At 40.5% G+C, this 25,336-nt stretch carries 26 protein-coding genes and 3 tRNA genes; 8 read left to right on the forward strand and 21 right to left on the reverse strand.

What is annotated here, in order from left to right; genetic code table 11:
- Positions 1 to 52: 52 nt before the first annotated feature.
- Together ACHZES_RS03680 and ACHZES_RS03685 are read right to left on the reverse strand one after the other, a co-directional pair.
- Complete coding sequence (locus tag ACHZES_RS03680) at positions 53 to 967, reverse strand: SHOCT domain-containing protein (protein ID WP_395547870.1); 915 nt, start codon at positions 965 to 967, stop codon at positions 53 to 55.
- Between the two features lie 153 nt (positions 968 to 1,120).
- Complete coding sequence (locus ACHZES_RS03685; protein ID WP_395547869.1) at positions 1,121 to 1,369, reverse strand: hypothetical protein; 249 nt, start codon at positions 1,367 to 1,369, stop codon at positions 1,121 to 1,123.
- A gap of 874 nt (positions 1,370 to 2,243) precedes the next feature.
- Here ACHZES_RS03685 and ACHZES_RS03690 point away from each other — a divergent pair.
- On the forward strand, positions 2,244 to 2,918 hold the full coding sequence (locus tag ACHZES_RS03690) for a YitT family protein (RefSeq protein ID WP_395547868.1): 675 nt from the start codon (positions 2,244 to 2,246) through the stop codon (positions 2,916 to 2,918).
- A 245-nt stretch (positions 2,919 to 3,163) separates the two neighbouring features.
- Here the strand turns inward: ACHZES_RS03690 and ACHZES_RS03695 are convergent, their stop codons facing one another.
- From ACHZES_RS03695 to ACHZES_RS03705, 3 genes are all read right to left on the reverse strand, one after another.
- On the reverse strand, positions 3,164 to 3,877 hold the full coding sequence (locus ACHZES_RS03695) for a hypothetical protein (protein ID WP_154524109.1): 714 nt from the start codon (positions 3,875 to 3,877) through the stop codon (positions 3,164 to 3,166).
- Positions 3,878 to 4,037: 160 nt separating this feature from the next.
- Positions 4,038 to 4,184: a hypothetical protein gene (locus tag ACHZES_RS03700; protein ID WP_395547867.1), complete on the reverse strand. Its 147-nt coding sequence runs from the start codon at positions 4,182 to 4,184 to the stop codon at positions 4,038 to 4,040.
- Between the two features lie 116 nt (positions 4,185 to 4,300).
- Positions 4,301 to 4,729, reverse strand: a complete 429-nt coding sequence (locus tag ACHZES_RS03705; RefSeq protein ID WP_395547866.1) for a GNAT family N-acetyltransferase — start codon at positions 4,727 to 4,729, stop codon at positions 4,301 to 4,303.
- Between the two features lie 444 nt (positions 4,730 to 5,173).
- Between ACHZES_RS03705 and ACHZES_RS03710 the strand changes: the two genes are divergently transcribed.
- A complete protein-coding gene (locus ACHZES_RS03710; protein WP_395547865.1) occupies positions 5,174 to 5,335 on the forward strand; it encodes a hypothetical protein in 162 nt (53 codons plus the stop codon).
- A 244-nt stretch (positions 5,336 to 5,579) separates the two neighbouring features.
- Here ACHZES_RS03710 and ACHZES_RS03715 read toward each other — a convergent pair whose 3' ends face one another.
- From ACHZES_RS03715 to ACHZES_RS03725, 3 genes are all read right to left on the reverse strand, one after another.
- On the reverse strand, positions 5,580 to 5,828 hold the full coding sequence (locus ACHZES_RS03715; RefSeq protein ID WP_404820325.1) for a hypothetical protein: 249 nt from the start codon (positions 5,826 to 5,828) through the stop codon (positions 5,580 to 5,582).
- 253 nt (positions 5,829 to 6,081) lie between these two features.
- A complete protein-coding gene (locus tag ACHZES_RS03720) occupies positions 6,082 to 6,714 on the reverse strand; it encodes a manganese efflux pump MntP family protein (RefSeq protein ID WP_154524112.1) in 633 nt (210 codons plus the stop codon).
- A 263-nt stretch (positions 6,715 to 6,977) separates the two neighbouring features.
- Positions 6,978 to 7,274: an acylphosphatase gene (locus ACHZES_RS03725; protein WP_395547862.1), complete on the reverse strand. Its 297-nt coding sequence runs from the start codon at positions 7,272 to 7,274 to the stop codon at positions 6,978 to 6,980.
- Positions 7,275 to 7,571: 297 nt separating this feature from the next.
- Here ACHZES_RS03725 and ACHZES_RS03730 point away from each other — a divergent pair.
- Positions 7,572 to 7,644 (forward strand) — tRNA-Thr (locus ACHZES_RS03730).
- A gap of 182 nt (positions 7,645 to 7,826) precedes the next feature.
- Here ACHZES_RS03730 and ACHZES_RS03735 read toward each other — a convergent pair.
- The 3 genes from ACHZES_RS03735 to ACHZES_RS03745 form a co-directional block, all read right to left on the reverse strand.
- Positions 7,827 to 7,994 carry a hypothetical protein gene (locus tag ACHZES_RS03735; protein ID WP_395547861.1) on the reverse strand — a complete coding sequence of 56 codons (168 nt, stop codon included), beginning with the start codon at positions 7,992 to 7,994 and terminating at the stop codon, positions 7,827 to 7,829.
- A 280-nt stretch (positions 7,995 to 8,274) separates the two neighbouring features.
- On the reverse strand, positions 8,275 to 8,487 hold the full coding sequence (locus ACHZES_RS03740; protein ID WP_166429726.1) for a hypothetical protein: 213 nt from the start codon (positions 8,485 to 8,487) through the stop codon (positions 8,275 to 8,277).
- Positions 8,488 to 8,816: 329 nt separating this feature from the next.
- Entirely contained in the window at positions 8,817 to 9,356 is a 540-nt protein-coding gene (locus ACHZES_RS03745) for a GNAT family N-acetyltransferase (RefSeq protein ID WP_395547860.1), read from the reverse strand.
- 203 nt (positions 9,357 to 9,559) lie between these two features.
- On the opposite strand from ACHZES_RS03745, the gene ACHZES_RS03750 reads away from it, so the two are divergent.
- On the forward strand, positions 9,560 to 10,024 hold the full coding sequence (locus ACHZES_RS03750) for a TspO/MBR family protein (RefSeq protein ID WP_154524124.1): 465 nt from the start codon (positions 9,560 to 9,562) through the stop codon (positions 10,022 to 10,024).
- A 567-nt stretch (positions 10,025 to 10,591) separates the two neighbouring features.
- Here the strand turns inward: ACHZES_RS03750 and ACHZES_RS03755 are convergent.
- Positions 10,592 to 10,960 carry a hypothetical protein gene (locus ACHZES_RS03755; protein WP_395547859.1) on the reverse strand — a complete coding sequence of 123 codons (369 nt, stop codon included), beginning with the start codon at positions 10,958 to 10,960 and terminating at the stop codon, positions 10,592 to 10,594.
- A 215-nt stretch (positions 10,961 to 11,175) separates the two neighbouring features.
- On the opposite strand from ACHZES_RS03755, the gene ACHZES_RS03760 reads away from it, so the two are divergent.
- Positions 11,176 to 11,316 (forward strand): DUF805 domain-containing protein, encoded by a 141-nt coding sequence (locus tag ACHZES_RS03760; RefSeq protein WP_404820382.1) that lies wholly within the window; start codon positions 11,176 to 11,178, stop codon positions 11,314 to 11,316.
- 406 nt (positions 11,317 to 11,722) lie between these two features.
- Here the strand turns inward: ACHZES_RS03760 and ACHZES_RS03765 are convergent, their stop codons facing one another.
- Entirely contained in the window at positions 11,723 to 12,373 is a 651-nt protein-coding gene (locus ACHZES_RS03765) for a flavin reductase family protein (protein ID WP_395547857.1), read from the reverse strand.
- 569 nt (positions 12,374 to 12,942) lie between these two features.
- Between ACHZES_RS03765 and ACHZES_RS03770 the strand changes: the two genes are divergently transcribed.
- The 3 genes from ACHZES_RS03770 (at position 12,943) to ACHZES_RS03780 (ending at position 15,360) form a co-directional block, all read left to right on the forward strand.
- Positions 12,943 to 13,137 (forward strand): hypothetical protein, encoded by a 195-nt coding sequence (locus ACHZES_RS03770; protein ID WP_395547855.1) that lies wholly within the window; start codon positions 12,943 to 12,945, stop codon positions 13,135 to 13,137.
- Positions 13,138 to 13,185: 48 nt separating this feature from the next.
- Complete coding sequence (locus ACHZES_RS03775; RefSeq protein WP_404820383.1) at positions 13,186 to 13,293, forward strand: hypothetical protein; 108 nt, start codon at positions 13,186 to 13,188, stop codon at positions 13,291 to 13,293.
- Positions 13,294 to 13,812: 519 nt separating this feature from the next.
- Complete coding sequence (locus tag ACHZES_RS03780) at positions 13,813 to 15,360, forward strand: flotillin family protein (protein WP_038281733.1); 1,548 nt, start codon at positions 13,813 to 13,815, stop codon at positions 15,358 to 15,360.
- A gap of 42 nt (positions 15,361 to 15,402) precedes the next feature.
- Here the strand turns inward: ACHZES_RS03780 and ACHZES_RS03785 are convergent, their stop codons facing one another.
- From ACHZES_RS03785 to ACHZES_RS03820, 8 genes are all read right to left on the reverse strand, one after another.
- Entirely contained in the window at positions 15,403 to 16,284 is an 882-nt protein-coding gene (locus ACHZES_RS03785) for a GGDEF domain-containing protein (protein ID WP_395547851.1), read from the reverse strand.
- Positions 16,285 to 16,300: 16 nt separating this feature from the next.
- Positions 16,301 to 16,846 carry a flavodoxin domain-containing protein gene (locus ACHZES_RS03790; RefSeq protein ID WP_395547849.1) on the reverse strand — a complete coding sequence of 182 codons (546 nt, stop codon included), beginning with the start codon at positions 16,844 to 16,846 and terminating at the stop codon, positions 16,301 to 16,303.
- Positions 16,847 to 16,994: 148 nt separating this feature from the next.
- A tRNA-Glu gene (locus ACHZES_RS03795) sits at positions 16,995 to 17,066 on the reverse strand.
- A gap of 26 nt (positions 17,067 to 17,092) precedes the next feature.
- A tRNA-Pro gene (locus ACHZES_RS03800) sits at positions 17,093 to 17,166 on the reverse strand.
- A 155-nt stretch (positions 17,167 to 17,321) separates the two neighbouring features.
- Entirely contained in the window at positions 17,322 to 21,881 is a 4,560-nt protein-coding gene (locus ACHZES_RS03805; RefSeq protein ID WP_154524142.1) for a PolC-type DNA polymerase III, read from the reverse strand.
- 8 nt (positions 21,882 to 21,889) lie between these two features.
- Positions 21,890 to 22,945 carry a flavodoxin-dependent (E)-4-hydroxy-3-methylbut-2-enyl-diphosphate synthase gene (ispG, locus tag ACHZES_RS03810; protein WP_395547847.1) on the reverse strand — a complete coding sequence of 352 codons (1,056 nt, stop codon included), beginning with the start codon at positions 22,943 to 22,945 and terminating at the stop codon, positions 21,890 to 21,892.
- A 134-nt stretch (positions 22,946 to 23,079) separates the two neighbouring features.
- Positions 23,080 to 24,138, reverse strand: a complete 1,059-nt coding sequence (rseP, locus tag ACHZES_RS03815; protein ID WP_038281724.1) for an RIP metalloprotease RseP — start codon at positions 24,136 to 24,138, stop codon at positions 23,080 to 23,082.
- A 1-nt stretch (position 24,139) separates the two neighbouring features.
- Entirely contained in the window at positions 24,140 to 25,282 is a 1,143-nt protein-coding gene (locus ACHZES_RS03820) for a 1-deoxy-D-xylulose-5-phosphate reductoisomerase (protein ID WP_395547846.1), read from the reverse strand.
- Between the last annotated feature and the right edge of the window lie 54 nt (positions 25,283 to 25,336).

The following is a 25,336-nucleotide window of genomic DNA, read 5'->3' on the forward strand; positions in this document are numbered from 1 at the left end:
TTCTTGATGGATTATACGGTATTCCGGGAGACTGTTTTTTACATTGAACTTCTCACATACCTTTTAATGTCCTTTGTTTCCTTTCATCAAATTCACTTTCTGAAATCATTCCCATATCGAACAAATCTTTTAATGCCTTAATCTCTTCTAGTGTCTTTACCGCTCCGGCAGCTGCTTCACGTGCCTGTAATTTAAAGCATTTCAGTTTTGCGTCTATATCAGTATTGCATTTCACAGACAACTTATAAGCTTCATGCGTCTCTGGATTTTCAAGAGTGATGAAAGCTATTGTATCATTTTCAACATGCTTTTCAATCGTTGTGGAACTGGTGCTGGTTGCTCCCTTCGTTCTTGATTTCCCCTTACTTCCGGCTCCCATCGCTCCACCAACAAGCGTCCCTGCAGGCCCAAACACACTCCCAACAATAGCCCCTGCACCGATTCTAAGAGCTTTCCCCTTTTTCTTTGTCTCGCTATTGCTTACCGTCTGCCCGGAGGAACTTATGGTTTTGTCATATTCTGGACCTTCCCATTCGTAGCCAGTCATTGCATAATAAATCTGGTTATCATCATTAAAATATGTTCCACCGTCTGCACGCTGTTTTATGACCACACGCTGGGAGGATAATCCCATTTCTTTATGTCCATTTATTATGAATAACATTACACTATGTTCTTTTGTCAAATCCTTTTTTGTCACACAAACAATTAACAATTCTGGACACGCATTCGCTATGTAATCCACTGCTAGCCCTATTTTATCATTAGACTTTACATTAAATTTAAACCTTCTCTTTTCTTCATTAGCAATAAAATCAATATATCCTGAATTGAGCGTTTCTGCATATTTGTAATCTATTCGCTTCATATCAGCATATTCTACCGTTTCTTTGTTTCCCCAAAAAGTAATAATATTAATTTCTTTCTTCCCTATGTACAAATCTTCTTTAATTCCTTTTATACTCATTTCCCCACCTCATTTATTTTACTGTATGGATATATTTTACAATTAAATCATCCAAAAGAAAACACCCAGCTTTCCAGAATACACACATAAATAATGGCATGGAGCTTCAGGTAAATATAGTTGATTTATGCTTTCTAAATTGGGTTTTCATACCTACTCTTTTCCCCTGACGATTTGTAATATCTCCTGATCACTCAATCCCAAAGCAGACACCAATGCCCACAAATTAGCAAGTCGCAAAGTATCCGGATGCTGCCACCGATATCTTATTGTGCGTTCCGGTGTGTTAAGCCTTTTGGATATCTCCCCGTTTCCAACCCGTCTAAGCTCCATCCGCTTTTTGATGGTCACTCGAGCAATCAATTTTTTCTGTTCAAAATCCGTAAGTTTAACTTTTGGCATCTTATTACCTCCTCAAATAGTATTACATTCAGTATATCACCAAACTGAATAATTGAAAGTCATCCAGAAACCACATACTTACGCCTTAACTTCTAGGCGGTACTCTCCAATATTGGATAAGGACTCTTCATTTTTCGCTATTCGATTCTGACACCACTTTGACACCACTTTATATAAATAAAGGCAATTAAGGATAAATAGATATCGGAGAATTTCCTTGTAAATAAAACAAGATAAACCATAACAAACCCCATTCTAAAGAACATCAGCTTCCCAAGCTGAGGAGGCGGGTCCGATTCCCGTTATCTGCTTTTTTAAAAAACCCTAGTAATTACAAGAAATCCTTGTAGATACTGGGGTTTTTGTTATTATCGGATTGCACTAAAAAGCGATATTGTGCTCTAAAAAGCACTTATTTACGCCCAAGTATCACACGAAATATCACACGAAATCCTTGTTTTTCTAGGGATTGTTAATTAGAAATGAGATTTTATAACACAGCCAGAAATGATATAATTCACTCGCCAAATAGGCGGGCCAAAAAGCCCGCCTTTTACATTACCCTTTTAAATAGCAATTTACGCCTGGGCATATTTGACTGCCTCAGCCCGGAAGAACATGAGACCTTTGGGAATTATCTTGCCCGTATGATGTCCGGGGGAGGCTGATTTGGCCTCCATCCTGTAATAATGTGATAAAACAGGATATAAAAAACTAAAAAATTTTTAGGTATACTAAAATTAATTGTGCACAATGCCGATATTTCATATGGAATTTAAGTAACAATGTCCATTGTAGGTGTGAATCCTTAGTGATAAGATTATTGAATAAAAAATATTTAGATAACACAAAAAAAAATAAGGGGAGTTTGCTTGTGAAAAATTCAGACATGTTTAAACGTTATGGACTGTTTATTGCAGGAGTTATATTCAGTGCATTGGGAATCAGCCTTATAACGAAAGCAGGGCTTGGTACATCACCGATTACAAGCCTTGCTTTTGTGTTGACCTTTATCTTTCCTAAGAGCCTGGGCGTATTTACAATGTTGGTTAATTTTGCTATGTTTCTGCTTCAGGCAGTTCTTTTGGGAAAAAACTTTAAGAAGATCCAGCTTTTGCAGCTTCCTGCCGCACTTCTGTTTTCCCTGTGCATTGACGTATGGATGTATCTGCTCTCCTTCTGGCAGGTGGGAAATTATCTGGGTGAGGCTCTGATGATGCTCTCGGGCTGTGTATTCTTAGGCTTTGGAATATCACTTGAAGTGATTCCCAATGTGCTTATCCTGCCTGGAGAAGGTCTGGTAAGGGTGATAGCAGGGCTTACAGGCTGGAGGTTCGGCAGGGTTAAGACCGGATTTGACTTGAGTATTGTTATCAGTGCTGTGATTGTGTCTGTACTTGTGACAGGCAGCGTGCTGGGAATCAGGGAGGGAACAGTGATCGCTGCTCTTATTGTAGGAAGTATTTCTCACTTTTTTATAGACAAGGTATCTGGCTGGCTTGCAGGGTGGATTCCCGATTATACCAGTACAGGGGATGTCTGTCTGTAGGCGTTGTTTCTGTTATCTTTATTTTTTTTAATCCCATTAATACTATTAGTCAATATGGATTTAACTGCATTTTCAATTTCTTCATAACCTGTGCATCGGCAAAGATTGGTAAGCCCCATGAAGGGACTGGTTTACAGATTCTTTTATTCATTAAAATAACAATATGTCGGTACATTAGTTATAACTTAAAACACCTCCTGCAATTAGCAAAAATAGATTGCAGGGGGTGTTTTCGATTGTGCTATTTATTGCCCATCTTGCTCATTTTTTTCGTCAGCATTCATATCTTCGTCGTCATCGATCACATCCTTGCTTGATTCGTTCCTTATCTCTTCAATGGATTTCTGAACATTCTCCAAATTCTGACTTATGTTGTCGTCGAGCTTCAGTGACCGGCCCTTAAGCTCTGCCGCCTTTTTAGATTTGGCTTCTATATTGCCTATGCCTCTGGCCATTTCTACATCCAGGACCCGGATGTTTCCATCCAAATGTTTTTTCTCCTGGTGGATTGTTTCCGCCTGCTCTTGGTTGGTAGAAAGTGCAGTGATGCCGTTTAGCTGGTCTACCTGGGCTTCTTCCTTTGTCTTTGGCTTATCATAGATCCTGCCATCGGAATCATCCTCATCCGTTTCTTCTGCCTGCCTTGCCTGAAGTTGAGAAATCTGATTGTCGATTTCCTTCAGTCGCTTTTCGTATTCTTCCATCTGTGCTTTTACATCAGTTCCATTTTCTTGAGATGAGTCCATAAGGGACTTTTTCTGTTCCTGTAAGAATTCCTTCTGCTTCATCAGCAACTCAAGCATACTCTGGTTTTTGCCAACAGGAGAAATGACGGTGGCATCCCGGTTCTCATCGTCTTTCTTTTTTCCAAACAAGGCCTCTGTCTGATTAGCGGCGGAACGGTTGATGGCATTGATATTTAGGAAAGGCATCTGTCCGTTCAATTTTCCAATATACATAAGATATCCCCTTTTCTTCTTACTTTTCTATTCTATTTTTGATATCGGCAGAAAAAGTGAATATATAAGGTCAGACCTGTATAAGCAGCCCGCCGTAGGAGAATCTTGTTTTTTTTCTTCACTTCAGATGAAGCAATACAGTGCTATCCAATCCGCCGGATTAACTGAGATATACTTGACCGCCCCAGTTATCATTCCATTCCTGGATTCTGGACTTTGTCAGCTGTAATTTTGTTTCCCATGGCAAATATTTTTTCTGCGAAAACTGCCACTCATTAAGTTTTAAATCATCTTCTTTTATAAACATTTCTGAAAGGAGCCGACAGTCTACTACAAGGGAAGCATATCAACTGATAGTTAGTAGTTTTCATTACATATTTAATATTATTGGCTTAACATTATTATCATAATCTCTGCTATAAATTATAACTGTTTCTTTAATGTATATAGTCTAATATCATCGGGAAAACCGTTGACTTCTCCACAAATAACATATCCTTGCTTTTGATAAAAAAGTGGAGCTTGAAAAGAATATGTTGTCAGATGAACAATCTGGCACCCAGCGTCTTTTGCCTGATTTTCAATTACTTCCAATAAACGCGATGCTATTTTTTGTCCCCTATAAGCCTCCTGTACCCAAAGAACCTCTATTTCTAAGGAAGAGAGATAAGTAGATCCCGATACACCACCTACAATAACTCCCTTTTCATTGCGTGCTATATTCGTAAACTCCATATTTGGTACTTTTAATTTACCGTTTGTTTTTTTCATATTGTGCTCAAGCAACCCATTTATACGAACTGAATTTATAAACTCTTGCTCACTACAATCATTATAAATAGTTATAAACATTTTTGTCACCTCCATAAAACAAATATAAATAATTCTTATAAATAAAATATCATCAAGCTTGCTAACTATCAATATTAAGTTTCCAATGTACACTAAAACGATAAAAACTAATTTTCTGGAATCCAATTCTGTCCACGACTGCATTCTCGACACTCATCCGCTTGCTGATGACACTCTACACCATCATAAAACTTGCATTCGTCACATAAGGAATTACATCTGTAACCGCATGTTTTGCACGTTTTTTCTTCCATATTTTTACCTCCAACCAATTTCTCAACTTGTGTAAAGGTATCTTTTCCTTGTCAACAACGCCGCGCCATGCTCTTTGTGGTTTTTTTGATGTTTTCTCAATCTATCACTTCTCTATTTCATTAAAATGTCTATATACCTGTTACCATTATTGATGTAAAATATATTTAAACGACTAGAAAGGAATAAAATATGTCAGGAAAAAATAAAATTAAATCCATCCACTCTGGATTAGCTATTGGTGCTATCCTAGGTTTGCTATTTGGATTGCTATTTGATAATATGGCCCTTGGTTTATCATTGGGCTTGTTGTTTGGAATTGCGGGTGATCTAAAGATCCTAAAAAAGAAATAAATACTAATTTTGCTACCGTTCAAACCTATCACAGCCATCTTTTTCGCTATGAAAAATACAAGTCCAGAAGTATTTGCATAACAAGCAAGTCTTCATTATAATTTTTCATGACAGACTTTGCCTTGTGTTTCATGAATATGTATTCTATTTGCGATACGGTCTTGAATGCATCAAAGATCCATCCACCTCATAAAATTCTTCAGTGCCAATTCCCCGGAGAATACCGCAGCATTATTTCCGGTTTCTAACGCATCCAAAACCATTTCAGATATGACACTGGAATTAAGCCAGACATAACAGTTACATAGCCTTTTTTTAATCCTCTCAGTTTCTTGTCAATATCAGCAATTTCACTTTTCACGAATCTTTCTTCCGGTACCTGCAGGTCTAAAATATTTCTTACTGTGAAAAACACCGGATTCCCTTGAACCGGCACAATGCTCTGTACTGGCCGTTGCTGTACCGGTAACCGCGAATAAATCTTGCGCTTCATATTCCTGCTTCCTTTTATTTTTTCAATAACAAACTCTGGGAACTCCATTTGACGATAGCTGCCATAAGTCTTAGGTTGTTTGACGTGCCACAGTTTATCGGGACCTATAACCATACTCTTTAAAATAGAAGGCTTCCAAAATTACTTGAATCCCGATTCCAGATATGCTATTCTGACTTTTCTCGAAATTCACTCATGGTAATATTCATTTTTATTCCTTCAAAACATTCTCCATATATATCCCCGCTACATTTTACAAAGGAATAATCCCTAAATGCCCAAGCAATATTTTCAAACCAATCAAAACTAATATAATACCTCCAGCCAGCTCCGCTTTCGATTTGAACCTTGTGCCGAATACATTTCCTATTTTAACACCGATCATGGATAAGACAAATGTTGTAATCCCGATAAAAGAAACCGCCGGAACGATGTTGACCTGAAGGAAGGCAAAGGACACTCCCACAGCCAGAGCGTCTATACTCGTTGCAAGGGCAAGGGGCAGCATCTCGTCGGGCTTTAAAGTGGCTTCCTTGTTGTCAGGCCGCTTTCCGCCGGGGCAGTTTCTGTCTTTGCACGTTTCAACCGGACAGACTCTGTCAGGACATCCCCCTCCTTTGAAACTTTCAAAAATCATTCTGCCGCCTAGAAAGCAAAGCAATGCAAATGCGATCCAATGGTCATAGGAGATAATCTTGTCCGCAAACCATGTAGCGGCAAAATACCCGATAAGCGGCATAACCGCTTGAAATATACCAAAGTACAGACCGACAATCATTGCCTTTTTTACAGTAGCTTTCTTCATTGTCAGCCCGACGCAGATTGCAACGGCAAAGGCATCCATAGATAGCCCCACTGCGAGAATAAATAGTTCGATTAAATTCATTTTACTTCCTCCGTACCAAATCGTTTATTCAACAAAAAAAGACTCCCGTACAACCCTGTCAGGTTATACTTGAGCCAATATAAAGCAAAAGACCTATGTATAGCCTGGGCTATACATGAGTCTCGTTTTTTAAGACAAGCCAGACCATCATGGTCAGTATGTTGACTTGACACGCGGCAGTCCGCGCAAACTACTCCCTCATGAGCGATTTTGTTGTGTTGGTAGTATAACATGGGTATGCAGCCGCTGTCAATCTTTCTCATTTAATACCTTACCCGGAAACCGCTTTCTTTCACTGGAGGGATCTCTGCCGTCTGGAAGCTGTCAATCATAATGTATCGATCCTGTTTTAAATGGTCAAACAGGCGGTCTATTTCTTCTTCCCGCCCCTGCAGTTCCATTTCCACCCGCCCGTCATCTAAGTTTCTCACCCAGCCGGTAAGGTTAAGGCCCCGGGCCAGCTGCTGGGTTCGGAAGCGGAATCCCACTCCCTGGACCCGTCCACTGACATAAACATGCTTTCGAATTTCACCCCATTTTTCCATCGCAATCACCTGCATCCTGCACCTCCTTAGTGACAGGGTTTCTCCTTTATTAATAATAGTCTCATCAATGGTCTTATATATTCTATTATAAAAAACGAACCGGCTTTCCGGCTGACTCATTCCGCAATTATGTGTAAAAAAACTACTTAAAAATAAGCGCTCTCTCCTGGAATCTTTTACTAATTATAACTTTATATGGGGAGTTTGGCAATCCTTACGCAATTTAAGTTTTTTTTCAAGTAGGGGTTGATTTTTTGCCATTTAGCTGTTATACTATCAAAGGTTCAGACCTTATAATTTTACAACCGGATTGCTTCCGTAGCGCAGTTGGTAGCGCAACGCATTCGTAATGCGTGGGTCGGGGGTTCGAGTCCCCCCGGGAGCTTTACAGACACCTCGTTTTTACGAGGTTTTTTCTTATTTAAAAGGTAAAATTTCACCTATTATATCACTGGAGGTTTTTCTTGGAGCTAAAGCTGCTGTGGTCACATCAGCATAGCAGGTGGTTATTAAAAGATCGTCATACAACGAAAAGAACCTGCAAGCATTGGCTCACAGGCTCATCTATTATTGGCAAACACCATCTGCCGGATTCTTTACCCAGCAAGATATAGCACATGTATTATCATTCCGCAGATATTTCCATTCCCCACTGTCTAATAACCACTGTCCCTGAGCTAATTCCGGCGAAAGCTGTGTTGCTGCTTCTCCCTCATAGGCAGCTAAGATAATCATAATACTGGTACCTTGTTTGTAATATCCTACTCTAGTGTACCAGAGATTTAACAAAACATCATCTGCACCGCTTGAAAGAAACAATTAATTCCGAATATTCCTTTTATTTATGGGGATTATAATTATGACCCATCTCGTGTATAAGCCTGAGTAACCTACCTTTTCGTTACTTGGGCTTTTCTCCCCCCAAAATTTAATCTCCTATGTAAATCTGCCGAATTTGATTAATTATCAACCAGATCCGGCGGATTACTTGGAATACTACCTTAAGACTTCGCACTTATAACCAATCATCGCTACCGCATACATCACTTTTAGAGTCAAATACTGGTCTTGATATGGTAAATCCTAGTGTCATGAATACTGCCATAGCAACAACATAAAGTGTAGATACTCTAACCAATGTGGTAGCTGTTTTTATCATTTTTATTATCATCCATCTTCCTTTCTTAGGACCACTGAATATGCCTCTATAAATATTTTCACTTAGCATACCCAGCGAAAGATAATGTAATCCATTTATAACGTATTTCCCTGGTTCTTCCAGTCAGACAGAAGGTTATGTATAGCTTGTTCATGTTTTTTATGTAAACGCATATATTATTGTTATGAACAGATTATCAAACGTAGGGGAAACTCTTTTCACTTCTTTCAGAGAAAGAATACCTTATTAATACTTCTTCGTCCTAGTTCCTGATAAAATGTTCTGTTGCACTTACCGATCATGATTGTATTGTGTACTCCAGGGGTGGAAATCATATATTTTCACCCCTTATTAAATTAAACTTTGGTTTACCTACCAGACTGTTCGGTTATTAATTCTCATTTAATTTCATCGGTTAAGTCTAAGACTTTTTCAAAAAGCAGACTATCAACCCAACCATCATCTTTCAAAATATACTGACTATACTTTCCTACAAATTGAAAACCATTTTTAATTAGAACAATTTGAGAGCCTATATTTTGAGGAGAGGTTCCAGCTTCAATTCTATGTAGCTTATGCACCAAGCTAGCTTGCTTAATAATTATCTTTACAGCTGCGGTTGCAAATCCTTTTCCTAGATGTTTTTCACCAATTCTGTATCCTAACTCGGCTTTATTTAAGGGTTCTTTTATAACATCAGTAAGGTTAACTCTACCAACAACCTCACCCTGCGCATTCATTACCAGATACATATAGTGAATATCTTTTTCTTGTTCAGCTACTAAATTTTCTATTATCTCTTGAAACGAAGCACGATTATAATAAGCGTCACTTCGAGACAAACCAATAGTATCAAAATAGGAATGGTTTTCTACTTCAAATTCAAAAAGACTGTCTGCATCAACTAAAGACAGTAACTTAACTGAAACCTTATTCATGGTATCTCCTCCAATTATATAAATTATCCTTTTGAATATACTATCATCTAACTTATTTATTATCAATATAAGTTTTCAGTGCACAATAATTCATTAAATTATAATTATCATAATCAAATGATTGTTTTAATGTTTGATTATATGCCCGCATATTCTTTGATTTGATCTCATAAACTATTAATAATACACATGGAGTTCATTATATGAAACCTATTAACAAAAGTGCTCTTGCAATATCAATTCTTATACCTTTGGCTGTTGGATCTTTATCAGCCCTTATAAGTGGTAACATGTCAATATATTCCTCACTAAATAAACCCTCCCTTAGCCCTCCAACCTATATTTTTCCCATTGTTTGGACAATACTTTATATCCTCATGGGAATATCTTCATACATAATTTATGTGTCAGGAAATGTTAATTCAGCTAAAGCTCTAAAAATCTATGCACTACAACTTTTCTTTAACTTTTGTTGGAGCATTATTTTTTTCGGATTTTCTCAATATTTGCTTGCTTTTATATGGCTGATATTATTAATCATTCTGATAATTATAATGATCCAACGGTTTTATGAAATAAATACTTTTGCAGCATCCTTACAAATACCATATCTTATATGGTGCATATTTGCAGCTTTTTTGAATTATACAATTTTAATGATGAATTAAAACCTTTACCTTGCTGGTGTACTTATTGACTCCTTCTCAAAAGTGAATTTAGATAAAAGCACATTATTTCACCCACAAAAAGCGCCCAGCCGAAGCCAAGCGCACGTTGATATATTTTTAACTGATATCATATTATGAATGAGAAATGTGGGATTGTTAAAACACATATTGTGATTTTTTTACACAGGTCATTTTAAATAACCAGCAGGATCGTTATTACATTCCTCTATATGTTCCCAATATTGGGGATCGCCACCACAATCGTATGCTATAACCCCCTTTTTAATAGTTCATACCAAAACATATACTACAATCCACTGTTTTGGAGGTAATATCTCTCCTACCGCCCTTCGTTATCTGTGAAGGCAGTTAAAAAAATGGACCAAAATTTGCATTTTTCGGCCTTAAAATTTCCCCTGTTTTTGTTCCATAACCACAATATATTGTAATTCAATTTCCCTTATTTCTCCTTCCGGCTACAATTCGTCATCATTATTATACACTCCACATGCGGTGACACGAAAGTTTATACTACCAGGCGAAAATACGGGGTTTTACAACTAAATCTTAGAAACGGTTTCGGTCGAACAATTGTCTTAAAAACAAAAGTCTGATAATATCTCTTAAATTAAAATCATGAAAGCGACGGCGGCGTCTGCGGCGGTCTCTGTCCCTATCTCTGTCCCTATCTCTGTCCCTATCTCTGTCCCTATCTCCGAAACCATCAAAAGGTATCTGCTGAGATAAACTCTCTCCCATCTCCTGTCCATAATAATCCTCGTACTCGAAATTACTAACAAAATTATCAATCATATTGTCCCAATCCCTGAGAGACTCTTCCCCGGTCATATTGTTCGCCGCAATAGTGGATCTAACGGTTTCATTTAACATTGCAAATAATTCCGGAAATTCAGAGGCGAATGCATATAATTCCATATAATAATAACTCCTTATTCATTTTTTAGCTATATTACTTTTAATATATAATATTAAGTAAATCAATAATAGTTCACGAATTTTATTAAATTATTTATCACATAGGGGGCAGCATGAAACGAACCTCAAACAGATAGCGGGGTTTATAATTATGATTCGTTATCCCGTGTGTCCTTTATAGTCTTACATCTTTAATTCCTGTCATTGCTATTTGTATAAGACGTCTTCATGATCTTGACAAATCAGGATACTGGTTATTTTTAGTATTGGCTCCTTTTGGACTTATTCCTCTTCTTGTATGGTTTTGTTCCGGAAGTGTATATGAAGGCAACCGTTTTGGTACAACACGGGTTTAATAGTAATTTAGCAACCTATGCGATACTTTCTTTTTTCTCTTTTTCTTTTACTGTTATTACCATAATATTTATATAGATTATGCTCATAATAATATTGTGTTCATCAAAAAACACATCACACGAAGGTATCAGGATGGCAATGCGGAAATAACAATAGGTTGTTAATGAAGTATTTGTTGACTGCTTAAACCTTTGTTAGAAAAATGTCCTCATACTAATCTTGGGGACATTTTTCTTTATATCCCGTGATTTATATTCAACTTTAGTTTGCATATTACTTCCTTCTTGAAATATCAGTTTTGTTGATCAGCCTATTACATTTTGGGTACAAAAAAACTACCAGCTCAATACTGATAGCTAGTAGTTGCTTTTTACTCATAATTCAACACAAATGGGAACTATGTTGTCAATACTCACCCATATCTCTATACTTTTGCAATATGGCTATATAATCATGAGAACTTCCTGTAAAGGTTTCTGGATTGACAGGGTAATGTACGTTATAAAGCAATCCTTTCTCGCCATAACGTCCTTGTATTACCTCATCTAAATTCGCTTCATCAATACAAATATTTGTCACCTTAAAACACATTAGAACATGATCGTCTCCTTCTTCAATCTCACGCTCCCATAAATATCGACTTTCAAGAGAAAGAAAACATTCTTTGATACGTGGTGCATTTACTGTGGAAGCAGGCTCTGATGTAAGACCAGAAAGATAAATTTCATCATCATCAAAACCATTATTCTTAATAGTTTCCATGCACAGCGGATAAATGTCTGCAGACGGGAAATTAAATACAGCCTCCCCTTTTTCTTTAATCGTCCGATATAAATGTCCCGCTTTGTTAACATTGGATAAAATAGCATAAAAGCCCTTTTCTCCTCCATTGAAACATGACCATGACTGCAAACACGCATTTGGCTTGCCGTTTGATTTATAAGAAGTGACCACAAACAACGGTGACGGTATAGCAGTCACGAAATCCATCCAGGAAAAACCGTAGGTATTCATTTCCTTCATTGACTGTGGTATTGTATTATATTCCTTTTTCATGGTTTTCTTCCCCCAAAATAAATATTCTATATTTAGAATATCATCAAATTTACTAACTATCAATATTAAGTTTTCAAAGTACAGTAATACGTAAAATACTAATTTTCATAATTAATTGATTGTTGGTTAGTTTTAATTTGTAGTTTTATAAATACTTTGATTTCCCCCACGAATATGTTACAATCTATAAAGAATCTTTAATCCCTACAGAAGACGCCATATGAGGAAACAAGTTAAAAAACAAAAACGAATTGACAATATAGTACTGGTTATGTCTACACTGCTTGCTATTTTATTGAATATTCTTCTTGATGTGTCAATTAAAGGTAAGGTTATGATTTTAATTGTTCATGGCGTTACGCTTATAGCGGAAGCTATTTTAGATCGGTGTCCTTATTGCCACAAATTTTTAGGTGCCCGGAATTCACGCCGCTGCCCAAATTGCGGAAGAGAATTTCGTTTAATTCTAATTCTCCTTATAGTCTCTCAGGACATAATTTAGGAGAATATTTCCTGGCAAGAGGCGTATATTTTTATACTCAACATAAAAATAGAAAAGGAATGATACTATGGCAAGCATAAGGCAGCGCGGAACCTCTTTTCAAGTAACGGTTAGCAACGGCCGATGCTCTGATGGTTCTCAAATAATCGAAACAGATACATACACACCGGATCCAGGCATGACAAAGCGTCAAATAGATAAGGCTCTCAATGAATTTGTTGTAGACTTTGAGAGAGATGTTAAGGCCTGCAAAAACGTATAAGGTGAACGCATGACTCTTAAGGACCTTTCCGTTTCATATCTCAAAGACATGGCTCCTCCTGTCCTTAAAAAAACTACATATCACGATTATAAACGTAAATTAGAGCTTCGGATTCTCCCCCGTATTTCGGAATCCCTGAGAAAAGATGATGTGTGACAGGATGGAAAGAAAGGAGGCTTATCAGAAGGGACCATATCTAAGGATCTGGCCATTATCAGTGCAATGTTGAGTTACGCTGTAGGTGAAGCCTGCATATAATCAATCCCATTATCTATTCTGGGAAACAGAAACAGGGCCGTAAGGCCAAGAAGGAGTATGAGGTGAACTATTTCACCATTGAGCAGACAAAGTGGTTCCCGGGAAGTCCTATCACGTACCAGAGTATACCCAGGGATGGCGCTTACCACTAAAATAGAGAGTTTATTTTTTACATTGCACTCTTCACTGGGGAACGACGCGGTGAAAATGTTGCTCTCACCAGGAAGCACCTTAATTTTGATTCCTATATTTGACAAACCATATGACACAAAATCCCACTTTTAAGATTCGTAATGTGTGGGTCTTCGAGTCCCTCCGGGAGCTTTACAGAAACCTCGTTTTTACGGGTTTTTTTCTACATATAAAGAATTATTAACACGATGCATTTGAAACTTTTTATGATTGAAAGGAGAAATTATGTTAGAGATCATTTTACCATTCGTTCTAATTGCTGTAGCAGTAATCATCTTGCTTGGTATCTTAGCAAGCGGATATGTGAAGGCTCCGCCTGACAGGGCTTTCATTATCTCAGGATTGAAGAAAGAGCCGAAAATTTTAATTGGACGCGCCGGAATCAAAATCCCATTTCTTGAACGATTAGATAAGCTTTATCTTGGCCAGATGACGGTGGATATCAAGACAGAACAATCTGTGCCAACAAATGATTTCATCAACGTGAATGTTGACGCTGTCGCGAAAGTAAGAATAGAACCAACAGAAGACGGAATCAAATTAGCAGCAAAAAACTTCTTAAATAAAAACCAGGATCAAATTACCCAAGACTTACAGGATTCCCTTCAGGGTAATATGCGTGAAATTATCGGTACACTTACTTTAAAGGAAATCAATACTGACAGAGATTCCTTCTCAGATCAGGTTATGGAAAAAGCTTCAAAGGATATGAAAAAACTTGGTATTGAAATTGTATCATGTAATATCCAGAATATATCCGATGAAAATGGCCTTATTAAGGACCTTGGAGCCGACAATACGGCAAGAATCAAGAAGGACGCGTCTATCGCAAAAGCCCAGGCTGAAAGAGACATTGCTATTGCCCAGGCGGAAGCGGATAAAGCCTCTAATGATGCAAGAGTCCTTGCTCAAACAGAAATTGCCCAGAAGAATAATGAACTTGAGATCCGGAAGGCTGAGTTAAAGAAAGAATCTGATACGAAGCGTGCGGAAGCTGACGCAGCTTATGAAATTCAGAACCAGGAACAGCAAAAAACTGTTCAGACTGCTACGGTAAACGCACAGATTGCAAAAACAGAACGAGAAGCGGAACTAAAGAACAAAGAAGTCGCCGTTATGCAGCAGACTTTGGAAGCAGAAATTAATAAAAAGGCCGATGCAGAACGCTATGCCGTAGAACAAAAAGCTTCTGCTGACTTAGCAAGAAGACAGCGAGAAGCCGAAGCAAAGAAATATGAGCAGGAAAAAGAAGCCGAAGCAAGAAAAGCCCAGGCGGAAGCAGAAAAATTTGCTATGCTCCAGGAAGCCGAAGGTATAAAAGCCAAAGGAGAAGCAGAAGCTGCTGCGATTCAGGCGAAAGGTATTGCAGAGGCGGAAGCAATGGAAAAGAAAGCGGACGCAATGAAGAAATACGGGCAGGCCGCGATGATGGAAATGATCGTGCATGCCTTACCTGAGATGGCAAAGGCAATTGCAGAACCATTAGCTACCATTGATAAGGTTACAATTATTGATAGCGGAAATGGTGATGCAGGCGTAACTTCCATGGGAAGCTATGTACCAGCTGTCTTAGCTAAGACCATTGAATCTGTAAAAGAAACAACCGGTTTGGATATCACAGAGATCATGAAGGCAAATACATATGATGCCAAAGTAACCAGAAATGTAAATATTACCGGAATTCCTGAAGGTACAACTATTAATGAACCGGCAAATGAAGTAACTGTTGCAAACATAGTCAAGGAAATTGCTGAAAGCACAGATAAAGAGTAAAAACAGAAATAGAAAACCACCCTGATAGGGTGGTTTTTTCTATTATATATCGGAACTTTTTTCCTTTTTTGCTTTGTACATCTTTTCATCCGCCCTGCGTATAAGCTCCTCCGCAGTCACAGGAACATCCTTCATGGTTTCTATCCCAAAAGAGATGGAAAGAGAAACTCCTTCAGCAGCCTGATTCACCGGCATTTTCTCAATTTCCTTTTGCATGTATTCTACAATTGCACGTGCCTGGTCTTCATCGGTATCGCTCAGGCAAAGAAGGAACTCATCTCCTCCATATCTCGCTACCCATACATCTTCATGAGAAATATTCCGGGAAATGACTTCGCCTGCCGCTTTGATCGTTAAATCTCCCGTCTCATGCCCATAAAGGTCATTAATTGATTTAAAGTTGTCAAGATCAATAAAACATACAGACAATGGCTTATGCTTTAGCAAAGCATTAATAATATCAACAGGAAGGCGCTCATTCACAAAACGCCTGTTATAAAGGGATGTGAGCGGATCTCTCACCGCCGCATCATTAAGCTCCTTGATAAAGCGGGAAAAGATTTCTCCTTCATTATAATCCCCGTTCCCAACTAACATGGTATCGGTAGCGTCTTTTAACAGCTTCAGCACTGCCGGGCTGTCGGCGTTATCAATGGGAATCGCTGTAACAAGAAGAACATTATCACGGCTTTTTTCCATTTTTACAAAGCTTTTATTTTCGTAATAGGATCTTATAGAAATACAGTTATCACAAATTCTGTTGTTTTCCCAATAATGATAGCATACATCCGGTGTTCCGACTAACGATGACTGCCGGTAGTCCAGCACGCTTTTGTTGATCGGGTCAACCAGACGTACGATATCATACATTTTATAAAAAAAATCCAATTTGTCCTTAATCTCATCGAGCGAAATATTATCCATTTTAACCCCGTAATTCTTATAAATCCCGTATATAATTTATAAGTGGCAATATCGTTTCTTTATCTATAAAATCAACGTTTTTTCCGTAACTTGCTAACATCCCTTTGTCTTCGTCAGTCAAAGAGCTTTGATCCTTTTTTTCTATTATCTTACATGCAAAACTCATCATGGCCCGATGTACCGGGCTGAGTTTTGAATAATCCATGGCACCGCGTAAATGGAACAGTTTGATCTTATCCTGCATTTCTTCGGTTAACACCTTTTTCAGACTCTTTTTAATGTTATCCGTATTGACCGGATCGGAGGGATCGGCCAGCCCGCAGGTGAAAAGTACCAGATTCTTGCCTGAGAACTTAGAGAAGTTCTTTGTCAATATCTTAATCCCATTGACACCCCCGGCATACAGGCCACCACCTAAGATAATGGTATCATATGGTTCCAGATTATCTGCCTTTATATCTTTTCCTTCAAACAGATCACAGGATAATTCCTCAGCGATCCACTCCGCATATTTTCTAGTCGCTCCATATTTCGATTGATATACTACAGCAATCATCTTCATAACAGGCTCCTCCTGATTCTTTATCTATGACAAACCTATGTATTCCCAATCGTTTTATACATCAATCAAAAAAAATTACAGCACTCCTATTTTAAAACTGTCCCACTTAACGCAAAAACCCCCAGGCTGCTCCTGAAGGTTTATACTATGACCTATCCGAGAATCGAACTCGGGTTTCCGCCGTGAGAGGGCGGCGTCTTGACCGCTTGACCAATAGGCCATTTACAGCATATTAATGATACAGAATCGAGGCGACAAGATTCGAACTTGCGACCTCTGCGTCCCGAACGCAGCGCTCTACCAAACTGAGCCACGCCTCGATTACGTTAGGTAGTATAATATAAATCCCAGCAAATGTCAACCTTATTTTCAAAATTTTTTTATTATTTTTAAATTCTGGAAAAATTTCAATAAATTTCTGTAATAACCTGTCCGAAAAAGCCCCCAGGCTTCAGGGGGAATCTTATCCCCCCTTCTAACCCAGGTCAAACAAGGACAGCTGATTGGATTCCGGGAGTTCAAAAAGAAGTCCTAAATCTCCCATCAAATCGCAGACGGTCTTACTGACTTTTGTCCTGTTTCTGAAATCTTCCCTTGACAGGAAGGCTCCATCCTTCACTGAATCCACGACGGCATCAGCCGCTTTTTCTCCCAATCCGTCAATACTGCTTAAGGACGGCATTAATTTGCCGTCAATGATCTGGAAATGCCTTGCTTTTGCCCGGTAAATATCGATGGGCATAAAGTCAAACCCTCTGGCATACATCTCCTGTACGATTCTCATATCCCTTAGGGTGTCCTGCTCTTTTTTAGAAAGAGTGTCGATCCGCTTCCTATAGTCGGCCAGATAATACTCCAGCTTATCCCGCCCCTGGCACATCAGCTCATAGCTGAAGCCATTGGCACGGATGCTAAAGAAGGAGGCATAATAAGCCAGGGGATAAAACACCTTGCAGTAGGCAATACGCCAGGCCATCATAACATAGGCGGCAGCGTGGGCCTTAGGGAACATGTACTTGATCTTTTTACAGGACCAGATATACCAGTCCGGAACTCCGTGGGCGGTCATCTCCTCCTCCCACTCAGGCTTTAACCCCTTTCCCTTTCGAACGCTCTCCATAATGGAAAAGGACAGCCCCTCTTCGATTCCCATTGATATTAAATAGACCATGATATCATCACGGGTACAGATTGCCGTCTGAATGGTGGCCTTCCCCTCCTGAATCAGGGCCTGGGCATTTCCAAGCCAAACATCCGTACCATGGGCAAGACCGGCGATTCGTACCAGGTCAGAGAAATACTTGGGCTGCGTGTCAATTAACATCTGCATGGCAAAGTCCGTACCAAACTCAGGTACCCCAAGAGCTCCAAGCTTACAGCCTCCAATATCCTCCGGCGTGATCTTTAAGGCTGAGGTGTTCTGAAACAGCGACATGACCTCCTTGCTGTCCAGAGGAATATCCTTAACCGGATCAAATCCAATTAAATCCTGAAGCATACGGATCATGGTAGGATCATCGTGCCCCAGAATATCAAGCTTCAGTAAGTTGTGGTCAATGGAATGGTAATCAAAATGAGTGGTTACCGTCATGGTAGTCATATCATTGGCAGGCCGCTGAACCGGAGTAAAGGAATAGATTTCCTCTCCATGAGGAAGTACGATAATTCCACCCGGATGCTGTCCGGTAGTTCTTCTTACTCCAACACAGCCTTGTACGATCCGGCTAATCTCACAATTGCGCTTTCTTACCCCACGCTCTTCATAATAATTTTTTACATACCCAAAGGCAGTCTTATCTGCCAGGGTACCAATGGTTCCTGCCCGGAAGGTCTGACCTTTGCCGAAAATAACCTCTGTATAGTCATGAGCCTTACTTTGATATTCACCGGAGAAGTTTAAGTCAATATCCGGCTCCTTGTCTCCCTTAAAGCCCAGGAAGGTTTCAAAGGGAATATCAAATCCATCTTTTTCCAAAGGACGTCCGCACACCGGACAAACCCTATCCGGCATATCACATCCAGCCATACCGGAAAACTGTTTTACTTCTTCTGAATCAAAATCATAATAATGACAGGATGTACAATAATAATGTGGGCTTAAGGAGTTTACCTCCGTTATTCCTGATAAATAAGCGACAAAGGATGAACCGACAGAGCCTCGGGAGCCTACCAGATACCCATCCTCATTGGATTTCCAAACCAGTTTCTGAGCGATGATATACATAACCGCAAACCCATTGGATATGATGGAATGAAGTTCTCTCTCCAGACGTTCTGTAACAATTGTGGGAAGGGTTTCTCCATAGATGGCATAAGCCCTGTCATAACAGATCTTTCTTAAATCCTCATCGGAATTTTCAATGACAGGGGCGCACTTATCCGGGCGTACCGGAGAAATCTTTTCGCACATATCGGCAATTTTTCTTGTATTTTTTATTACTACCTCTTCTGCCTTATTGGGCCCCAGGTATTCAAATTCCTTTAACATTTCTTCTGTGGTACGCAAATACAAAGGTGCCTGATCGTCGGCATCTTTAAAGCCCTGGCCGGTCATAATGATCCTTCGGTAAACCTCATCCTCCGGATCCAAGAAATGAACATCACAAGTGGCACAAACCGGTTTTCCAAACTGCTCTCCAAGGCTTACGATTCTTTTATTAATGTCAATTAAATCCTGTTCCGACTTTATTGAACTTTTTTCATCCCGAAGCATGAATGCATTGTTTCCCAAAGGCTGTATTTCCAAATAGTCGTAAAAGTTAACCAGCTTTGCGACCTCCGCATCAGAAACGCCCCGCAGGATGGCCTGATACAGTTCCCCTGCCTCACAGGCGGAGCCTATAATCAGCCCTTCCCGATACTTATTCAGCACGCTTTTGGGAATCCTTGGCCTTCTTGCATAGTAATTAATGTGGGAATATGAGATCAAACGATAGAGATTTACCCTCCCCACATCGTTAGCCGCCAGTATGATCACATGATAGGTAGGAAGCTTTTTAATCATATCCGCCGACATGGTGCTTAGCCCATTGAGCTCATCAAGAGTTTCCACGCCCCGCTCCCGGATCATTCTCACAAATGCCACAAATATCTCAGCCGTACAGCCTGCATCGTCGACTGCTCTATGATGATTCTCCAAGGATATATTAAGTGCCTTAGCAACCGTATCCAGCTTATAACGGTTAAGCTTGGGAAGGAGGAGCCTAGCAAGCGCCACCGTGTCAATGACGGTAGGATCGAAGGCTATGTTAAGCCTGGCTGCATTATAAGCGATAAAGCCCACATCAAAAGATGCATTATGGGCTACCAGGACCGAATCTCCGCAAAACTCCAGAAACTGAGGCAGTATTTCATCGATTTTAGGGTAAGGAAGAACCATATTGTCATTGATACCTGTAAGCTGTTCGATCTCAAAAGGAATGGGCACATCGGGATTTACAAAGGTGCTGAATTTATCCGTAATATTCCCGTTAACTACCCTTACCGCTCCGATTTCAATGATCCGGTTTCTGGACGAGCTAAAGCCTGTTGTCTCGATATCAAATACTACATAGGAATCCGACAATCCCTGGTTTCTGGATTTTTCCACAAGCTGCTTTAAATCATCTACCAGATACCCTTCCACGCCATAGATCAGTTTAAAGGAATCGCCCTTATCCAGGGCATGATTTGCATCCGGGAAGGACTGGACACATCCGTGGTCAGTTATGGCAATCGCAGGCATACCCCATCGTTTTGCCCGTTTCACGATATCTTTGACTTCTGATACCCCATCCATATCGCTCATTTTCGTGTGGCAGTGAAGCTCCACTCGTTTTTCAAGGCTGTTATCCACCCGTTTCCCGGTAAAGTCCTCGGACTTCTTGATTCCAACCACTGATCCAAGAGTCAGCTCTCCGTCAAATTTATCAATGGTAGTGACGCCTTTGATGCGTATAAAGCTTCCCTGTACCACTGCTGCTTTTAGATCATCAATCTGCTCTTCCCTGGCAAACATTTTCACTGTGATTGTATCGGTAAAATCCGTCACATCAAAGATCATAATGGTCTTCTGGCTTCTAAGCTCTCTGCTGTCCACAGTTAAAATCTTGCCTCTTACGGCCACTTCTCCGATCTCGCCATCAATTTTATCGATCTCTATGATTTCCCCGTCAAAGTCACGTCCGTATAAAACATCCGGATTGTCCGAACGGCGTCCGTAGGAGCCGCCGCCCTTTTTATAATCCTTCCACTCCTTTTTCCCGGTATCTGAATCGCCTGTCTTAGTGGTTTCCTTTTTCCCTCCCATACGCAGCGCAGGTGCAGGGGTCTGGGAAGCCTGATCAGACGGAGCGAGGGCTGTATATTCTGCAGTCAAGGTATCCAAAGAAATGCCATCCGCCATGGAAGGACCGGCAGTTCCCTCACTTGCCCCGGCAATATACTCATTCTGGCCTTCTTCCCTATTTACAGCAAAGGAAGTACGGCTTACAATTTCCTCCACCTCCCGCTGCATCTGAAGCTCTTTTTGCTTAGCCAGTTCATTTTCCTTAGGGGCCACATATTCATACTGGACCTCTACCGGCATGCTGCACCGTTCATGGAAAATCTTTTCCAGGACACGTTTTAAGTCTCCGGCCTTCTCATGGGTAACAATGGTATCTTCCACCGTCATCTTAAGAAGATCCGGTTCAGGAAACTGGAATTGTGCTTTACGGAACATGTTGTATTCAATAATACTGTAATTTTTTAGTTCCATTAAAAGGCTTTCCTTATAGGCCTTTAACAGCTTCTGAGGGGTGTACTGACCCGATAAACGGAACCGTTCAATAATCTTTATGGTAATCCGCTTAGATGGAAACAGCTGGTCCTTGATCCCCTTTTCCAGCCCGTAAATATTTTGTTTATGTATGAGTCTTGGGCTCATAAGATAAATACGAATAGAGCTTCTATCCCTGCCTAAAGTGACCTTCTCCACTTCTACCAGATTTAAAAGCTCCCGTAATTCCTCTGTAATATGTAAACTTGGAAAAACCTCCAAAAAATTTTTAGACATTCTATCACCTATTGCATCTTCATAAGCTCTTCCTTTAGGGCCTGAAGCAGTTCATCTTCCGGAACCTTTCGGATAATTTCTCCTTTTTTCATTAAGAGGCCTTCTCCGATTCCTCCGGCAATTCCAAGATCTGCTTCCCTGGCTTCTCCCGGTCCATTTACCACGCAGCCCATAACAGCTACTTTAATATCCAGATGGTCAAATTCCGAAACCATTTTTTCCACCTGGTTTGCCAAAGAGATTAAATCGATCCTGGTCCTTCCGCAGGTCGGGCAGGATACCACCTCTACTCCGCCTTTTCTTAAACCAAGTGTCTTTAATATCAATTTTGCGGTCTTTACTTCCTCCACCGGATCTCCAGTTAAGGAAACACGGATGGTATCCCCGATTCCTTCATGAAGAATGATTCCAAGGCCTACTGAGGATTTGATTGTCCCTGAGACATAAGTGCCTGCTTCGGTTATTCCCACATGAAGGGGATAATCCGATTGCCTGGCAATCAGTTCATGGGCTTTGATGCACATGAGCACATTGGAAGATTTAATGCTGATGACAAGATTTTCATATCCCAGTTCTTCAATCATCCGGACTTTTTGAAGAGCGCTTTCCACAATACCTTCTGCAGTCACCCCGCCGTATTTTTCAATCAGATTCTTTTCAAGGGAACCGCTGTTCACCCCGACCCTGATGGGAATATTATATTCCCTGGCCTTTTCCACAACTGCCCGGACCCTGTCGGCCGATCCAATATTCCCTGGATTAATCCGGATCTTATCCGCTCCGGATTCTATGGCAGCGATGGCCAGCCGGTAATCAAAGTGAATATCCGCAACCAGCGGAATAGAAATCTGTTTCTTTATCTGCTTTAATGCGGCCGCTGCCTCCATGTCCGGCACTGCTACCCGGATGATATCGCAGCCAGCCTCTGTCAAAGCTTTAATCTGACCTACTGTCGCCTCCACATCCTGCGTTTTCGTATTGCACATGGACTGGATCAGTACCGGATTTCCTCCGCCGATTACCCGGTCTCCGATACGGATTACTCTTGTTTTCTCTCTGCTCATACGTTCCTCCATTCTGCATATACCTCAAAACCGGAAGCAACCCGCTGCGCGAGTTCCATCCGGTTATTGCGGCAGACGCCAAAGGAACATGCATACACATTCCTTTGTCTCATTGCCGAGTAATTATGGTTCGCTTACGTAAACCTGCTGATATCGTTAAACACCACAAAAATCATGAGGGCCATAAGAGCAGCCATGCTGATTAAATTAACCAGGCCCTCTTTCTCCGGATCCATACGCTTGCCTCTGATGGCTTCAATAATAAGAAACAAAAGCCTCCCTCCATCAAGAGCGGGGATGGGAAGAAGATTCATAACTCCCAGGTTTGCGCTCAGCAAGATACACATGCTGATCACATTCATAAGTGCTGCTACAACGCTGACCGTAAGCCCAGCCTTAACAGAATCATCAATCATGACCACAATGCCCACCGGACCGCTTAAATCATTAACACTCGCCTTACCGGTAAAGAGCATGCCAAGGCTTTTTACTGTCAGCTTTACATCGTATTCCATTTCCATGTATCCGTATTTTACCAGTTCGCCAAGAGAGGCGGCCTTTTTATTCTCAGGAGCAATGATAATACCTATCAGGTATTTCCCGCTTTCCTTTGAATACTCTGGATTGACGGAAACAGAATGGATACTTTCCGTTCCGGTTGTTGGATCGATTCTGGAATATTCCACAAGATTCATCTTTTCCTCAGGCTTTAAAAGCTTATAAAGAATGTAATCCCGATACATGGATACACTTTCCCCATTGATCCGGAGCAGCTTATCACCCGGTCGGATTCCTGCCTCATAAGCAGGCGAACGATCGGTTACTTCCTTTATATAGGTCGTATCATATCCATTCATCCCTACAAGAATAACAGCCAGGAAAAAGGCTAAAATAAAATTAAAGATAGGACCGGCTGCAATTACCGACATCCGGGCCGGAATTGATTTATTCTGGAACGCCCGCTCATCGGGATTTTCCTCATCTTCTCCCAGCATCATACAGGAACCGCCTAAGGGCAGTGCCTTTATGGAATAAATAGTCTCACCTTTTTTAAAACGGACCAACCTTGGTCCCATGCCGATTGAAAACTCAACCACTGCGATTCCGTTCATTTTTGCGAACAAAAAATGCCCTAATTCATGAATTAATACGATTAGCCCAAAGACCAGAATCGCTACGATAACGCTGGACAATTTACCACCTGCTTTCTATATATTCATAAGCTGCAGCCTCTGCTTCAAGAATATCCTCTACTGTTGGATTCTCCTTTACAGTATGCCCGTTCATAGCTCCCTCTATCATATCAGTTATGGTTGGATATGAAATTTCTCTGTTCAAAAATTTGGCAACTGCCCGTTCATTGGCAGCATTGAAAACTGTTGGAAGTGTTCCGCCTTTCTTCCCGGCAATATATGCCAATTTTAAGCCAGGAAAGTTTACCATATCCGGTTTTTCAAAAGTTATTTGATTGATGCTCCAAAAATCCAGGCGGTCACCGGGAAGAAATCTCCTCTCCGGATAGAAAAGTGCATACTGGATCGGAAGCTTCATATCCGGCGTTCCAAGCTGAGCCATGACAGCTCCATCCTCAAACTCCACCATGGAATGAATTACACTCTTAGGCTGGATCACCACCTGCACCTGTTCCATTTCCACGCCAAAAAGCCACTTTGCTTCCATCACTTCAAGACCCTTATTGACCATCGTAGAAGAGTCAATGGTAATTTTCCTGCCCATAGACCAATTGGGATGATTTAAAGCATCTTCCACCTGCACAGACTCCAGCTCTTTTCTGGTTTTTCCCCGGAAAGGACCGCCGGATGCTGTCAAAAGGATCTTATGTATGGCCTTTTTATCTTCTCCGTTTAAGCACTGAAAAATAGCGCTGTGTTCACTGTCCACAGGAAGAATCTTCACTCCCCGTTCCTTTGCCAGAGGCATAATGATGTGCCCGGCAGTTACAAGGGTTTCCTTGTTGGCAAGAGCGATGTCCTTTCCCGCCTCAATGGCTGCGATGGTAGGACGGATTCCTATCATACCCACAATGGCAGTGACCACAATTTCTGCAGAGCTTTCCGTGGCTGCTTCAATAAGGCCTTCCATTCCGGAAACAATGCGGACCGGTAGATCCTTTACCGATGCCGCCAGTTCCCTGGCCTTATCTTCTCTCCATACGCATGCTATCTTTGGATAAAACTTTCTGATCTGCTCCTCTAACAGGCAGATGTTACTGCCTGCCGCCAAGGCGGTCACTTCTATATCCTTCTGATTTTCAGCCACCTCCAGAGTTTGTTTCCCGACGGATCCTGTTGAACCCAGGATTGCTATTTTCCTCATCTTATGCCGCTTACTCCTTTTCTTTTCCAATTTACTGCCACATTTTAGTTGTTT

The sequence above is a fragment of the Lacrimispora sanguinis genome, assembly GCF_044987295.1.
GTDB lineage: Bacteria > Bacillota > Clostridia > Lachnospirales > Lachnospiraceae > Lacrimispora > Lacrimispora celerecrescens_B.

Bases quoted from the DNA above. Each gene is read 5' to 3' on its own strand.
- ACHZES_RS03750 (WP_154524124.1), top strand. From the start codon at position 9,560: ATGAAACCTATTAACAAAAGTGCTCTTGCAATATCAATTCTTATACCT.
- ACHZES_RS03700 (WP_395547867.1), bottom strand. From the start codon at position 4,184: ATGTTTATAAAAGAAGATGATTTAAAACTTAATGAGTGGCAGTTTTCG.
- ACHZES_RS03770 (WP_395547855.1), top strand. From the start codon at position 12,943: ATGGCAAGCATAAGGCAGCGCGGAACCTCTTTTCAAGTAACGGTTAGC.
- ACHZES_RS03780 (WP_038281733.1), top strand. From the start codon at position 13,813: ATGTTAGAGATCATTTTACCATTCGTTCTAATTGCTGTAGCAGTAATC.
- ACHZES_RS03805 (WP_154524142.1), bottom strand. From the start codon at position 21,881: ATGTCTAAAAATTTTTTGGAGGTTTTTCCAAGTTTACATATTACAGAG.
- ACHZES_RS03755 (WP_395547859.1), bottom strand. From the start codon at position 10,960: ATGGAATTATATGCATTCGCCTCTGAATTTCCGGAATTATTTGCAATG.
- ACHZES_RS03735 (WP_395547861.1), bottom strand. From the start codon at position 7,994: ATGATTATCTTAGCTGCCTATGAGGGAGAAGCAGCAACACAGCTTTCG.
- ACHZES_RS03775 (WP_404820383.1), top strand. From the start codon at position 13,186: ATGGCTCCTCCTGTCCTTAAAAAAACTACATATCACGATTATAAACGT.
- ACHZES_RS03745 (WP_395547860.1), bottom strand. From the start codon at position 9,356: ATGAATAAGGTTTCAGTTAAGTTACTGTCTTTAGTTGATGCAGACAGT.
- ACHZES_RS03685 (WP_395547869.1), bottom strand. From the start codon at position 1,369: ATGCCAAAAGTTAAACTTACGGATTTTGAACAGAAAAAATTGATTGCT.
- ACHZES_RS03715 (WP_404820325.1), bottom strand. From the start codon at position 5,828: ATGAAGCGCAAGATTTATTCGCGGTTACCGGTACAGCAACGGCCAGTA.
- ACHZES_RS03680 (WP_395547870.1), bottom strand. From the start codon at position 967: ATGAGTATAAAAGGAATTAAAGAAGATTTGTACATAGGGAAGAAAGAA.
- ACHZES_RS03765 (WP_395547857.1), bottom strand. From the start codon at position 12,373: ATGAAAAAGGAATATAATACAATACCACAGTCAATGAAGGAAATGAAT.
- ACHZES_RS03785 (WP_395547851.1), bottom strand. From the start codon at position 16,284: ATGGATAATATTTCGCTCGATGAGATTAAGGACAAATTGGATTTTTTT.
- ispG (WP_395547847.1), bottom strand. From the start codon at position 22,945: ATGAGCAGAGAGAAAACAAGAGTAATCCGTATCGGAGACCGGGTAATC.
- ACHZES_RS03710 (WP_395547865.1), top strand. From the start codon at position 5,174: ATGTCAGGAAAAAATAAAATTAAATCCATCCACTCTGGATTAGCTATT.
- ACHZES_RS03725 (WP_395547862.1), bottom strand. From the start codon at position 7,274: ATGCAGGTGATTGCGATGGAAAAATGGGGTGAAATTCGAAAGCATGTT.
- ACHZES_RS03820 (WP_395547846.1), bottom strand. From the start codon at position 25,282: ATGAGGAAAATAGCAATCCTGGGTTCAACAGGATCCGTCGGGAAACAA.
- ACHZES_RS03695 (WP_154524109.1), bottom strand. From the start codon at position 3,877: ATGTATATTGGAAAATTGAACGGACAGATGCCTTTCCTAAATATCAAT.
- ACHZES_RS03705 (WP_395547866.1), bottom strand. From the start codon at position 4,729: ATGTTTATAACTATTTATAATGATTGTAGTGAGCAAGAGTTTATAAAT.
- ACHZES_RS03790 (WP_395547849.1), bottom strand. From the start codon at position 16,846: ATGAAGATGATTGCTGTAGTATATCAATCGAAATATGGAGCGACTAGA.
- ACHZES_RS03720 (WP_154524112.1), bottom strand. From the start codon at position 6,714: ATGAATTTAATCGAACTATTTATTCTCGCAGTGGGGCTATCTATGGAT.
- ACHZES_RS03740 (WP_166429726.1), bottom strand. From the start codon at position 8,487: ATGCTAAGTGAAAATATTTATAGAGGCATATTCAGTGGTCCTAAGAAA.